We start from the raw sequence: 13,706 nt of genomic DNA, 5'->3' as shown, positions 1-13,706 counted from the left end.
CAGGGAGACCCTGCGATGCTGGAAAAAGTCCTGATCGCCAACCGCGGCGAAATCGCCTTGCGCATCTTGCGTGCCTGTAAGGAACTGGGCATCAAGACCGTCGCTGTGCACTCCACGGCCGACCGTGAGCTGATGCACCTGGGCCTGGCGGACGAAACTGTCTGTATCGGTCCGGCCATCGCTACCCAGTCGTACCTGAACATTCCGGCGATCATCTCGGCGGCGGAAGTGACCGGCGCCACGGCGATCCACCCTGGCTACGGTTTCCTGGCAGAAAACGCCGACTTCGCCGAGCAGGTCGAAAAATCCGGTTTTGCCTTCATCGGCCCGAAAGCCGACACCATTCGCCTGATGGGCGACAAGGTTTCGGCCAAGGACGCGATGATCAAGAGCGGCGTACCGACCGTACCCGGCTCTGACGGCCCGCTGCCTGAAGACGAAGAGACCGCACTGGCCATCGCCCGCGAGGTTGGCTACCCGGTGATCATCAAGGCCGCCGGTGGCGGTGGTGGTCGCGGCATGCGTGTGGTGCACAAGGAAGAGGACCTGATTTCCTCGGCCAAGCTGACCCGTACCGAAGCCGGTGCCGCGTTCGGCAACCCGATGGTGTACCTCGAGAAGTTCCTGACCAACCCGCGTCACGTGGAAGTTCAGGTACTGTCCGATGGCCAGGGCAACGCAATCCATCTGGGTGACCGCGACTGCTCGCTGCAACGCCGCCACCAGAAAGTACTCGAAGAAGCGCCGGCACCGGGCATCGACGAGCAGGCTCGCCAGGAAGTTTTCGATCGCTGCGTACGTGCATGTATCGAAATCGGCTACCGCGGGGCGGGCACGTTCGAATTCCTGTACGAGAACGGTCGGTTCTACTTCATCGAGATGAACACCCGCGTACAGGTCGAACACCCGGTTTCGGAAATGGTCACCGGTATCGACATCGTCAAGGAGATGCTCAGCATCGCCGCCGGCAACAAACTCTCGTACACCCAGGATGACGTCGTCATCAACGGTCACGCACTGGAGTGCCGGATCAACGCTGAAGACGCCCGCACGTTCATCCCGAGCCCGGGCCTGGTCAAGCACTTCCATGCGCCAGGCGGCAACGGTGTGCGTGTCGACTCGCACCTGTACAGCGGCTACAAGGTCCCGGCCAACTACGACTCACTGATCGGCAAGCTGATCACCTGGGGCGCCACCCGCGACGAGGCCATGGCCCGTATGCGCAACGCGCTGGACGAGATCGTGGTCGATGGCATCAAGACCAACATCCCGCTGCACCGTGATCTGACCCGTGATGCAGGCTTCTGCAAAGGCGGCGTCAACATCCACTATCTGGAACACAAGCTGGCCAGCGAGAAGTAATTCTCTGTACAGCGTGATGCGACAGATCTACAGACCCCGCCTCGGCGGGGTCTGTGCGTTTTCAGCCAGCGATCGGATAGCACTGCGACATCCGGACAGTTTGCCGAGCAAACCCTTCACAAGCTTTTGACGCAGACCTGAAGTAAACTGCGCGGCTTTCCTGTCATTTTCATAGGTACACCGCCATGCCATGGCTGCAAGTCCGCCTCGCCATCAGCCCGGAACAAGCCGAGACCTACGAGAACGCCCTGCTTGAAGTCGGCGCGGTCTCGGTCACGTTCATGGACGCGGAAGACCAGCCGATCTTCGAGCCTGAACTCAACACCACGCCGCTGTGGACCCACACCCACCTGCTGGCGCTGTTCGAGGCCGACACCGATGCCGATATCGCGTTGGCCCACCTGCGCCTGCTGACCGATGCCGAGCTGCCCGAACACAGCGCCGAAGTGATCGAGGATCAGGACTGGGAACGCAGCTGGATGGATGACTTCAAACCCATGCAGTTTGGCCAGCGCCTGTGGATCGTGCCGAGCTGGCATGCCGCACCGCAACCGGACGCCGTAAACCTGCTGCTCGATCCGGGCCTGGCCTTCGGCACCGGCACCCACCCGACTACCGGCCTGTGCCTGGAATGGCTTGACGGCCAGGACCTGAACGGCTGCACGGTACTGGATTTTGGCTGCGGCTCGGGCATTCTGGCCATCGCCGCCCTGCTGCTGGGCGCAGAGCTGGCGGTCGGTACTGACATCGACGTTCAGGCCCTGGAGGCTTCGCGCGACAACGCCGGACGCAACGGCATTGCTGCCGAACGCCTGCCGCTGTACCTGCCCGAGGCTTTGCCGGCCGAGCCTGCCGACGTGCTGGTCGCCAATATCCTGGCCGGCCCGCTGGTGTCTCTGGCGCCGCAACTGGCCAGCCTGGTCAAGCCGGGCGGTCGCCTGGCGCTGTCAGGCATCCTGGCCGAACAGGGCGAAGAAGTGGCGGCAGCCTATGCCGACACCTTCGACCTTGACCCGATCGCCGACCGTGATGGCTGGGTACGCATCACCGGCCGTCGCCGCTGATCGCTGCCTGAGCCGGAGCGCCGCATGACCGACAGTTTCGTCACCCAGTGTCCGCACTGCCAGACCAGCTTCAAAGTCAACCATGCGCAGCTGAGCGTAGCGCGCGGCGTGGTGCGTTGCGGGTCATGCCTGCAGGTATTCAACGCCGCCAAACAATTGCTGGAGCAGAGCCATCAGCAGCGCACCGCGCTCGCCCCTCTGCCCGCCCCCGCAGAGCCGGCAGCGCTGCCGGAGCCTGAGGCCGTCACTGAACCGGCACCGCAAGCGCCGCTTGAGCCGGCGCCCTTGGCCGCAGAGCCGCCCGCTGCCGTGCCAGTGGTTGCCGAACCTGTACCGCCGGCCATCAACGCCGCACCCGGCGAAGACTACTGGCATGTCAGCGAACTGGACCTGGACAGCCTGGACCTGGACGAAGAGCTGGCACGCCTGGAGCAACGTGAGATCCAGCTGGCCGAGTCGGTTGCCACTGTCGATGCACGCGCCCCGCAAGCAAACCTCAGCGCACGACGCGACGCAGCACCAGGCGAAGCCGGCGAGTGGATCGCCAGCCTGGCCAATGACGATGTCGAGCAATTGCCCGAAGTACATGCCGAAGTCATCCGCGCGAGGGAGCCAGAACCTGAGCCGGATGAACCGGACCACCCCATCGTTGAACCCGCTGCCGCCCACGAAACCCGTACCGAGCCCTCGCTGTCACTGAACAGCATCGCGGACGAAGACAAGGGACCGGATTTCACTGCACTGGAGCTGCGCAAGCAGCCGCCGGGGCACAGCGCCCGCCTTTCGGCGCTCGACGACGAAGACGAGCCGGCACCGGACGACGACGATCATGATCATGATCCGCGTGGCCGCAGCGAACCTGCCCTGCGTGACAAACCGCTGGTGGACCTGACCGACGACCCGCTGCAGCTCGACTGGCAGCGTCCCAAGCCGCGCTGGGGCCGGCGTCTGTTATGGATAACCCTGATTACCCTGGCGCTCAGTGGCCTGGCCGGGCAGTACATCTGGTATCACTTCGATCATCTGGCCCGCCAGGATCAGTATCGCCCCTGGTTCCAGCAGTTGTGCCCGCAACTGGGCTGCAAGGTGCCATCGAAGGTCGACATCAACCAGCTCAAGAGCAGCAACCTGGTGGTACGCAGCCACCCGGAGTTTCAGGGCGCGCTGGTGGTCGATGCGATCATTTATAACCGTGCATCCTTTTCCCAACCCTTTCCGCTGCTGGAGCTGCGCTTTGCCGATACCAGCGGTCAGTTGATCGCCAGTCGTCGCTTCAAACCCGGCGAATATCTGTCAGGCGAAATGGCCGGCAAGGAAGAGATGCCACCCCAGACGCCGATCCATATTGCACTGGACATCCTCGATCCAGGCGCCAAAGCCGTGAACTACAGCCTCAATTTTCGCTCCCCGGAATAGCCTCTGCGGCCAGCACGGCGGTCCGGGGCAACCGGACGCCGCCCTGGCGTAACGAACAGTTGCCTGCATGATCGCTGCTGTTCGTTGGTAAAACCTGAAAAACCGAACGTTTAGTGATAAGCATCGAGCTGTTCAGATTTTATCCAATTCAGCCTTTATCCAGTCATCGAGAGCGGGTATCATGCCAACCCTTTTTCAAACTCCCGGTTCGGTCTGGCCGCTGTGCAAGCAGTTGGACGGGCGAACCGTTGCAGACCGTGTGCAACGGTAATCATGCGGCCTGTGGATGATTCGGCCCCTTTATAGGTAACGCTATGTCGGTGGTACGCATCGGCCCATATACATTGCAGAACGGCTTGATTCTCGCTCCGATGGCGGGCGTCACCGACCAGCCTTTCCGTCAGTTGTGTCGCCAGATGGGCGCCGGGCTGGTGGTTTCGGAAATGGTCACCAGTGACATGAGCCTGTGGAACAGCCGCAAATCGCGCCTGCGCATGATCCACGAAGGTGATCCCGAGCCGCGCTCGGTACAGATCGCCGGTGGTGATCCGCAGATGCTGGCCAGTGCGGCCCGTGCCAATGTCGAACTGGGCGCCCAGATCATCGACATCAACATGGGTTGTCCGGCCAAGAAGGTATGTAACAAGGCAGCAGGTTCAGCGCTGCTCAAAGACGAACAGCTGGTGACCGAGATCCTGCACGCCGTGGTGGCCGCAGTCGATGTGCCGGTCACCCTGAAGATCCGCACCGGCTGGGACCGTGACAACAAGAACGGCCTGACTGTCGCGAAGATTGCCGAGCAGGCAGGTATCCAGGCCCTGGCAGTTCACGGGCGGACCCGTGCGGACCTCTACACCGGCGAAGCCGAGTACGACACCATCGCCGCGATCAAGCAGGCGGTGTCGATCCCGGTGTTTGCCAACGGCGACATAGATTCACCCGAAAAGGCCCGGTATGTGCTGCAAGCGACCGGCGCCGATGGTTTGTTGATTGGCCGGGCCGCTCAAGGGCGCCCGTGGATTTTCCGCGAGATAGAGCATTACCTGCGCACCGGCATGATCCTGCCCGCCCCTTCGCTGGTTGAAGTGGAGCAGATCCTGCTGGAGCACCTGACCGCCCTGCACGCGTTTTACGGCGATGTAATGGGCGTGCGCATCGCGCGCAAGCATGTCGGCTGGTATCTCGCAACCTTGCCGGGCGCCAGGGAGTTTCGCGCCCACTTCAATCGTTTGGACGATACGCAACAACAATGCGCCAACATCCGGGAGTTCTTCAGCCAAGGCTGTCAGGGCCCGGATAACGAAAATGAAGAAGAGGTGGCCGCATGACGATGATGACCGAGACTTTAGTGAGTGGAACAACACCCGTGAGCGACAATGTCAATTTGAAACAGCACCTGAACACGCCGAGCGAAGAGGGCCAGACCCTGCGCGGCAGTGTCGAGAAGGCGCTGCACAATTATTTCGCCCACCTCGAAGGCGCCAACGTCACTGACGTGTACAACCTGGTGTTGTCCGAAGTCGAGGCACCATTGCTCGAAAGCGTCATGAATTACGTCAAGGGTAACCAGACCAAAGCCTCTGAAGTTCTGGGCCTCAATCGCGGCACCTTGCGCAAGAAACTCAAGCAGTACGACTTGCTGTAAGCATTGCAGACCAACCAAGGCGACCCACCCACCGGTCGCCTTTTTTGCTGATTACCTTTAGCTTTGATGGAAATCGAGATGACCGACCAGACCACCCGCCTGCCGATCCGCCGCGCTTTGATCAGCGTTTCCGACAAAACCGGAATCCTCGAATTCGCCCGCGAGCTCGAAGCCCTGGGCGTGGAGATCCTGTCCACTGGCGGAACCTTCAAACTGCTGCGCGACAACGGCGTTGCGGCGGTTGAAGTGGCCGACTACACCGGCTTCCCGGAAATGATGGACGGCCGGGTCAAGACCCTGCATCCGAAGATCCACGGCGGCATCCTCGGTCGTCGCGGCACCGACGACGGCATCATGGGCGAACACGGCATCAAGCCGATCGACCTGGTGGCGGTTAACCTCTACCCGTTCGAAGCCACCGTTGCCAAACCAGGCTGTGACCTGCCGACCGCCATCGAGAACATCGACATCGGCGGCCCGACCATGGTCCGCTCCGCAGCCAAGAACCACAAAGACGTGGCCATCGTGGTCAACGCCAGCGATTACGCCAGCGTTCTGGAAAACCTCAAGTCCGGCGGTCTGACCTACGCTCAGCGCTTTGACCTGATGCTCAAGGCGTTCGAACACACGGCCGCCTACGACGGGATGATCGCCAACTATCTGGGCGGCATCGACCAGAGCGCCGAAACCCTGAGCACCGAAGGCCGTGGCCAGTTCCCGCGCACCTTCAACACCCAGTTCATCAAGGCCCAGGAAATGCGCTACGGCGAGAACCCGCACCAGAGCGCGGCGTTCTACGTTGAAGCAAAACCTGCCGAAGTCGGTATCGCCACCGCCACCCAGCTGCAGGGTAAGGAGCTGTCGTTCAACAACGTGGCCGACACTGACGCTGCGCTTGAGTGCGTCAAGAGCTTCGTCAAGCCAGCCTGCGTCATCGTCAAGCATGCCAACCCGTGCGGCGTGGCCGTCAGCCCTGACGACGAAGGCGGCATCCGCAAAGCCTACGACCTGGCCTACGCCACGGATACCGAATCGGCATTTGGCGGCATCATCGCCTTCAACCGCGAGCTGGACGCTGAAACGGCAAAAGCCATCGTCGAGCGTCAGTTCGTCGAAGTCATCATCGCCCCGAGCGTCAGCGCCGAAGCTCAGGCCGTGGTCGCCGCCAAAGCCAACGTGCGCCTGCTGACCTGCGGCCAGTGGGGCGAGCGTCAAGCCGGCTGGGATTACAAGCGCGTCAATGGCGGCCTGCTGGTACAGAGCCGCGACATCGGCATGATTACTCAGGCCGACCTCAAAGTCGTGACCCAGCGCGCGCCAAGCGAGCAGGAAGTGCATGACCTGATCTTCGCCTGGAAAGTGGCCAAGTTCGTCAAGTCCAACGCCATCGTCTACGCCAAGAACCGCCAGACTATCGGTGTCGGCGCCGGCCAGATGAGCCGCGTCAACTCCGCGCGCATCGCCGCCATCAAGGCCGAACACGCCGGCCTGCAGGTCGCCGGTGCAGTCATGGCCTCGGACGCCTTCTTCCCGTTCCGCGACGGTATCGACAACGCCGCCAAGGCCGGCATCACCGCGGTGATCCAGCCAGGTGGTTCGATGCGCGACGCGGAAGTGATTGCTGCCGCGGATGAGGCCGGAATCGCGATGGTGTTCACCGGCATGCGCCACTTCCGTCACTGAGTTATAAAAACGGCCGCACTGGCGCAGGCGTCTGCTGCGTTGGACGGGGCTGCCCCGATGCTCATTGCCATAAGGCAACTGCGCTCGGTCCAGCCCCATCCGCCTTGCATCCACCTACGCCATTGCGACCTCGTAATGCATGATCGCGTTACACCCCAGAATTTGCGTCATCGAGGTTTTTGAAATGAATGTTTTGATCATTGGTAGCGGTGGCCGTGAACACGCCCTGGCCTGGAAAGTCGCTCAGGATCCTCGCGTAGAGAAGGTTTTCGTGGCACCGGGCAACGCCGGCACTGCCACAGAAGCCAAGTGCGAGAACGTCGCCATCGACGTGCTGGCTCTGGAACAACTGGCCGACTTCGCCGAGAAGAATGTCAGCCTGACCATCGTCGGCCCTGAAGTACCACTGGTAGCCGGTGTCGTGGACCTGTTCCGCAGCCGTGGCCTGGACTGCTTCGGCCCGACCGCAGGCGCAGCCCAGCTCGAAGGCTCCAAAGCGTTCACCAAGGACTTCCTGGCCCGCCACAAGATCCCGACTGCGGACTATCAGAACTTCACCGAGATCGAGCCGGCCCTGGCCTACCTGCAGGAAAAAGGCGCACCGATTGTGATCAAGGCCGATGGCCTGGCTGCCGGCAAGGGCGTGATCGTTGCCATGACCCTGGCAGAAGCCGAAGCAGCCGTGCGCGACATGCTGGCTGGCAATGCGTTTGGCGATGCCGGCTCGCGAGTCGTGATCGAGGAGTTCCTCGATGGCGAAGAAGCCAGCTTCATCGTCATGGTTGACGGCAAGAATGTGCTGCCCATGGCCACCAGCCAGGACCACAAGCGTGTTGGCGACGGCGACAGCGGCCCGAATACCGGCGGCATGGGCGCTTACTCCCCCGCACCGGTGGTCACCGCCGACGTTCACCAGCGGGTCATGGACCAAGTCATCTGGCCGACCGTCCGCGGTATGGCTGAAGAAGGCAACGTCTACACCGGTTTCCTCTATGCTGGTTTGATGATCGACAAGGCCGGTAACCCGAAGGTCATCGAGTTCAACTGCCGCTTTGGCGACCCCGAAACCCAGCCGGTCATGCTGCGCCTGCAATCGAGCCTGGTCTTGCTGATCGAGGCCGCTTTAGCGCAAGCTCTGGACAAGATCGAAGCGCAGTGGGATCCGCGCCCGAGCCTTGGCATCGTCCTGGCCGCCGGCGGCTACCCGGGCGATTACGCCAAAGGCGCCGCAATCGAGGGTCTGGACGCAGCAGCCAGCCTGCCAGGCAAAGTGTTCCACGCCGGTACCGCGCTCAAGGATGGCCGTATCGTGACCAGTGGTGGTCGTGTGCTGTGTGCCACAGCGCTGGGAGAAAGTGTCAGCAGCGCTCAGCAAAACGCCTATGCTCTGGCAGCGAAGATTGATTGGCAAGGTTGTTTCTATCGCAAGGACATTGGCTATCGTGCCATTGCCCGTGAGCGTGGTGAAGGCCAGCAATAAGGCCACCAGGCCGGCCCCTGACCGGGGCCGGCCGGTTGTACTGGTCGCAGCAATACCGCGCATGTATTCAGGCATTCACACAGGGAAGGATTACGTCGTGCGCTGGCTCAGGATCGCCATAGCTTCAACCGCAAGCCTGCTGACCCTGTTTTTCATGCTGTCGGCCCATGCCGCTGCAACTACAGGCTGGTCGACTTTACTCGATGAAAAGGGCCACCTTTCAATTGCCGAGGTGCGCGCGGCGCATCAGCAGAACCAGTTCAGCCCACGCGAGCTCGACAGTATCACCGCCGCCAAACGTGACGGTGCCGTCTGGTTGCATTACCGTCTGACACCCGAGCCCCACGAACAACTGCTGCGCATCTTTGCGCCTGATCTGGCCAGTGCCGATCTATACGTATTCCAGGGCGACAGGCAGATCGATCTGCTGCGCACCGGCAATCTGATTGCCAAACAGAACCAGCGCCTGCCCGCCAATGACTTTCTGTTGCCGGTACCACAAGCCCAGACCCCTCTGGACCTGTACCTGCGCATGGTCTCCAGCCAGCAGATGCGCCCCAATATCACTCTGCAGCCCGCCATCGAAAGCGCCGCCGACGAGCGCGAGCCGTTCCTGTTCGGCCTGGTGTTCGGTTTGCTGGCCATGTTGATCCTGCAGAATCTGGCCCGCTACAGCCACACCCGTTCCCGTACCAACTTGTGGCTGGCCGCCTGCGAAACCTTGCTGGCGCTCAGTGCGCTATTGCTATTGAACCTGCTAGACCTGTTCGATGACTGGCACCTGCCACAGACCCCCGGCGCTCACGTGGCGTTGCTGCTGGCGGCCGTCACCGGGTTGATGTACACCTACTGCTTTTTTGCCCATCGCAAGTCCAGAGCTGTTGATCGCCTGCTGCTGATCGACGGCAGCTTGATGGTCATCGGCACCCTGTTGGTGTTACTGGTCGACGACCTGTCAATCAACCTGGTGACCTTCGTGCTGGTGGCCCTGACCACGGTGAGCATCCTCGGCATTTCAGTGCTGCACTGGATCAAGGGTTATCGGCCTGCACGCCTGTTCATGTTCTCGATGATCATCTTCAACCTCGGTTACATGGTGGTCCTGCCCGGACTGTTGTGGCTGAGCCTGATACCACCGCAGTGGCTGATTCTCACCCTCCTTGCGGTGTTCTGCGTCAGCGGCCTGCTGATGAACACTGCCCTTGGAGAACGTCAGCGCAACATCGTCGAGAGCAAGTTCAGCATCAGCCGCGACGAGGCGGCCAGCACCGCCGAGATCAACGCCAAAGCCGAATTCCTGGCCAAGATCAGCCACGAGATTCGCACCCCCATGAATGGCGTGCTGGGCATGACCGAGCTGCTGCTTGGCACACCGCTCTCGGTCAAGCAGCGCGACTATGTACAGACCATTCACAGCGCCGGCAATGAGCTGCTGACGCTGATCAACGAGATCCTCGACATCACCAAGCTGGAGTCCGGGCAGATCGAACTGGACGACGTACAGTTCGACATCAGTGCCTTGATCGAAGATTGCCTGAACATCTTTCGGGCAAAGGCTGAACAACAGAATGTCGAGTTGATCAGCCTGGTCCAGTCCCAGGTGCCAAGAGTGATCAGCGGTGACCCGACGCGCCTGCGCCAGACCTTGCTGAGCCTGCTGGAAAACGCCCTGAAGAAAACCGAGGGCGGCGAAATTCTGCTGGTCGCGGCACTCGACAATCGGGGCGGCAAGCCGCGCCTGCGCATTGCCGTGCAGGATACCGGCGAGCCGTTGTCGGGCGAAGAACGCGATGCCCTGTTGCACACTGAACTGCACAGCAAAAACTTCCTGGCCTCCAGCAAACTGGGCGGCCATCTGGGGCTGGTCATCGCCCGCCAACTGATCATCCTGATGGATGGCGAATTCGGCATCCAGAACAGCACCGGTCAAGGCAATACCCTGTGGCTGTGCCTGCCGTTGCCGGCGCACCTGCTTGAGCAGCCCACCCTGGACCTGGACGGGCCGCTCAAAGACGCCCGGGTACTGGTGGTCGATGACAACGACACCTGCCGTAAAGTGCTGGTGCAACAGTGCTCGGCATGGGGCCTTAACGTCAGTGCTGTGGCGTCCGGCAAGGAAGCCCTGGCCATGCTGCGCACCAAGGCGCACCTGCGTGACTACTTTGACGTGGTCCTGCTCGACCAGAACATGCCCGGCATGACCGGCATGCAGTTGGCGACCAAGATCAAGGAAGACCCGAGCCTCAACCACGACATTCTGCTGATCATGCTCACCGGCATCAGCAACGCGCCGAGCAAAATCATTGCCCGTAATGCCGGGATCAAACGCATATTGGCCAAACCGGTGGCCGGTTATACCCTCAAGACCACCCTCGCCGATGAGTTGACCCAGCGCAGCAAGGGAACCGCGTATGTCGCACCGTCAGCACTGCCGTTGGCGGCCGCGCCCATCGACGTACCGGGTGACTTCCGCATTCTGGTGGCCGAGGACAACAACATCTCCACCAAGGTCATCCGCGGTATGCTGGGCAAGCTCAACCTCAAGCCCGACACTGCCAGCAACGGCGAAGAAGCCTTGCGCGCCATGAAAGCCCAGCGCTACGACCTGGTGCTGATGGACTGCGAAATGCCGGTGCTTGATGGTTTCTCGGCGACCGAGCAACTGCGCGCCTGGGAAATGGGCAACCAGCGGGTGCGCACGCCCATCGTGGCCCTTACCGCACACATTCTCACCGAACACAAGGATCGCGCCCGCCAGGCTGGCATGGACGGCCATATGGCCAAACCCGTGGAGCTTTCGCAATTGCGCGAGCTGGTCGAGTACTGGCTGGCACAGCGCGATCGCACCCGTGCCAAGACGACTGAAGAGAAGGTCTACCAGCAGAACTGACCCTGATAGACTGAGCACATTCTCCCTGCCTGAGCGCCCGCCATGCTTCATGTGCTGTCCAGCGTTTACCTGAAAATGTTAGTGCTCTACAGCCCATTTTTCGTCCTGTCCTGCTTCATCAGCCTGACCCGTGGCCACTCGCGCAAAGAGCAGAAGCGCCTGGCCTGGAAAGTCGCGTTGGGCACGTTGGTATCGAGCGTGCTGTTGTACCTGTTCGGGCGGGTGATCTTCGACGTGTTCGGAATTACCGTTGACGCTTTCCGGATCGGTGCCGGTACTGTGCTGTTTATCTCGGCGCTGAGCATGGCCCAGGGTAAATCAGCGGTACAGACCGATAACATCCAGCAGGATGTGAGCATCGTACCGCTGACCATCCCCATCACCGTTGGCCCCGGCACCATCGGCGCCCTGCTGGTCATGGGGGTCAGCCAGCCGCACTGGAACGACAAAATCAGCGCGCTGCTGAGCATTACCCTGGCCAGCTTCACCGTGGGGCTGGTGCTGTTCATGGCCAACCGCATCGAACGCTTGCTGGGCGACCAGGGCTTGCAGATCGTCAGCCGCTTGATGGGGCTGTTCGTCTGCGCCCTGGCGGCGCAGATCATCTTTACCGGTATCAGGGGTTACCTGGTGCCATAGGGCATCCTATAGCCCCTCACCAGATAAAAAAGCAGATGCGCCGAATCCGTCCGGCGCGTCTGCACAGTACATCGCGGTCGTCCCTGACTGACAGCCGCACTCAGGGCACGCTGTCGAAATAGGTCAATGCGTAACGCTCCAGGCCTTGCAGGATCTTGTTGCGATAGGGGTCATAGGCTTGGGCAGAATAACGAAAGGCCCCACCATTGATGGTTATCGTCATGCGCGCTGTCGGTCGACTAAATGATGACCTCACCGCCCCCTCGGTTTGGATGCGGATACCGCAGATCATGACATCGATCAGCCCGTTCTCATCGGCACAACACGGCACGACCTGCATGCTTTCGCTTTGGCCATCACTGAACCAGTCCTGAAAGAATGCCTGCGCGTGCGGGCTGCGCAACAGGGCTTTCAGTGCTGAATCAGCCAATACTGACAAGGCTTGATGCCCGGTGCCCTGAATCGCATCACGCACCACCGCGTGAAGATCACGCGGATCGTGAATGCTCAGGATCTTGTGTTCCAGTGCACCGCTGAGTGTAAATCCATTGTTGTACAGGCCGGCCTGGTAGAGCCTGATCCAGCTGACCCAGGACTGGCGTCGATCGCGCTTCTCGTCAGCCCGGAGTTGCGAGTAGTGCAAGCAATCGAGAATATCTCTGCGCTCCTGCGAAGACAGGTCCGACGCAAACGACACCAGGCTGTCACGACTGAGCAGGACATTCGCTTGGCCCTCAGGCCTGGTCGGCGCCATCGGTCACCTCGCAGGGGATCGCCAGGATCAGTCTGTCTTGCGCGCCAGCCAGAAAGTCCAGGACATGACTGCGTGGGCTTGGATGCTCTTCAGTTCCTTTCCGATAGCTGGCAGGGTCCCAGGCATACCGGGTAAAACGCACATGGATGTCACCGACAATCTGGCTGCCAGTAAATGTCTGGGACAGCAGACTCGTACCGACGGCCTTGCTCGTACTGAACGTGGCAGACAACGAAGCCCGTTGCGTCGCTGACTCAAGAACACCGATCTGCAGGGCAATGGTTGAATGCCCGTTCCTGCGGTCCGGCATCTTCAGGACATGGGTCTGAAACTGCATGGCCAGCGGATCGGTTGTCGGCAATCGAGTCATTTGGGTCAGCAATTGCCGGATGTCTTGCGTCTGCGCGCTGGCCAGTTGCGGCAACAGAAACTCTTCCAGCAAGGCGTTGATGCCCAGCGTGGATGTACTCTTGGGCTTGAACGTTCTATTGCGGTTATCAAGCAGGCTCCAATGGGTGTGCAGCATCGCGTTGTCATAACTTGACCACCATGTGCCAGGCGAGTCGAACTTACCCGAACTGCCAGATTTCAAATTCGCGAACAATTGAGAAAACAGCAATGTCTGCAACAGTTCGTTTAATTCCGCCGGTTCAGAATGAACACTCTCGGCCAGCAGATCGCCCGCCACCAACTTACCTATTGAGCATTTCATGATCTACACCTTCCTATTTCTCAACGAGAAAAATAGACCACCTGAACGGTGGTCTACCCAT

The 13,706-nt window shown here is 60.8% G+C and carries 11 protein-coding genes; 9 read left to right on the top strand and 2 right to left on the bottom strand.

Annotated features, from left to right (window positions below):
- Positions 1–15: 15 nt before the first annotated feature.
- The 9 genes from accC (at position 16) to NJC40_RS09420 (ending at position 12,179) form a co-directional block, all read left to right on the top strand.
- Positions 16–1,362: an acetyl-CoA carboxylase biotin carboxylase subunit gene (gene accC / locus NJC40_RS09460; RefSeq protein ID WP_045486979.1), complete on the top strand. Its 1,347-nt coding sequence runs from the start codon at positions 16–18 to the stop codon at positions 1,360–1,362.
- Positions 1,363–1,547: 185 nt separating this feature from the next.
- A complete protein-coding gene (prmA, locus tag NJC40_RS09455) occupies positions 1,548–2,426 on the top strand; it encodes a 50S ribosomal protein L11 methyltransferase (protein ID WP_045486976.1) in 879 nt (292 codons plus the stop codon).
- A 24-nt stretch (positions 2,427–2,450) separates the two neighbouring features.
- Complete coding sequence (locus NJC40_RS09450; RefSeq protein ID WP_253142600.1) at positions 2,451–3,842, top strand: DUF3426 domain-containing protein; 1,392 nt, start codon at positions 2,451–2,453, stop codon at positions 3,840–3,842.
- 314 nt (positions 3,843–4,156) lie between these two features.
- The gene (gene dusB / locus NJC40_RS09445; protein ID WP_045486970.1) at positions 4,157–5,170 is read left to right on the top strand and encodes a tRNA dihydrouridine synthase DusB; all 1,014 of its coding nucleotides are present in this window, start codon (positions 4,157–4,159) and stop codon (positions 5,168–5,170) included.
- A complete protein-coding gene (fis, locus tag NJC40_RS09440; RefSeq protein WP_045486967.1) occupies positions 5,167–5,487 on the top strand; it encodes a DNA-binding transcriptional regulator Fis in 321 nt (106 codons plus the stop codon). The genes dusB and fis overlap by 4 nt, the downstream gene beginning before the upstream one ends.
- Before the next feature lie 78 nt (positions 5,488–5,565).
- Positions 5,566–7,170, top strand: coding sequence for a bifunctional phosphoribosylaminoimidazolecarboxamide formyltransferase/IMP cyclohydrolase (purH, locus tag NJC40_RS09435; protein WP_045486964.1), 1,605 nt, complete (start codon positions 5,566–5,568; stop codon positions 7,168–7,170).
- Between the two features lie 184 nt (positions 7,171–7,354).
- Entirely contained in the window at positions 7,355–8,650 is a 1,296-nt protein-coding gene (gene purD / locus NJC40_RS09430) for a phosphoribosylamine--glycine ligase (RefSeq protein ID WP_045486961.1), read from the top strand.
- Positions 8,651–8,747: 97 nt separating this feature from the next.
- Complete coding sequence (locus NJC40_RS09425) at positions 8,748–11,540, top strand: hybrid sensor histidine kinase/response regulator (protein WP_045486958.1); 2,793 nt, start codon at positions 8,748–8,750, stop codon at positions 11,538–11,540.
- Positions 11,541–11,582: 42 nt separating this feature from the next.
- Entirely contained in the window at positions 11,583–12,179 is a 597-nt protein-coding gene (locus NJC40_RS09420; protein ID WP_253142599.1) for a MarC family protein, read from the top strand.
- A 100-nt stretch (positions 12,180–12,279) separates the two neighbouring features.
- Here the strand turns inward: NJC40_RS09420 and NJC40_RS09415 are convergent, their stop codons facing one another.
- Complete coding sequence (locus NJC40_RS09415) at positions 12,280–12,933, bottom strand: hypothetical protein (RefSeq protein ID WP_253142598.1); 654 nt, start codon at positions 12,931–12,933, stop codon at positions 12,280–12,282.
- Positions 12,914–13,645 carry a hypothetical protein gene (locus NJC40_RS09410; protein ID WP_253142597.1) on the bottom strand — a complete coding sequence of 244 codons (732 nt, stop codon included), beginning with the start codon at positions 13,643–13,645 and terminating at the stop codon, positions 12,914–12,916. The genes NJC40_RS09415 and NJC40_RS09410 overlap by 20 nt, the downstream gene beginning before the upstream one ends.
- Positions 13,646–13,706 lie beyond the last annotated feature (61 nt).

This window comes from Pseudomonas sp. 21LCFQ02 (genome assembly GCF_024129895.2).
Lineage (GTDB): Bacteria > Pseudomonadota > Gammaproteobacteria > Pseudomonadales > Pseudomonadaceae > Aquipseudomonas.
Note: the sequence above shows the minus strand (reverse complement) of the source record. Positions and strands in the feature narration are given on the sequence as shown.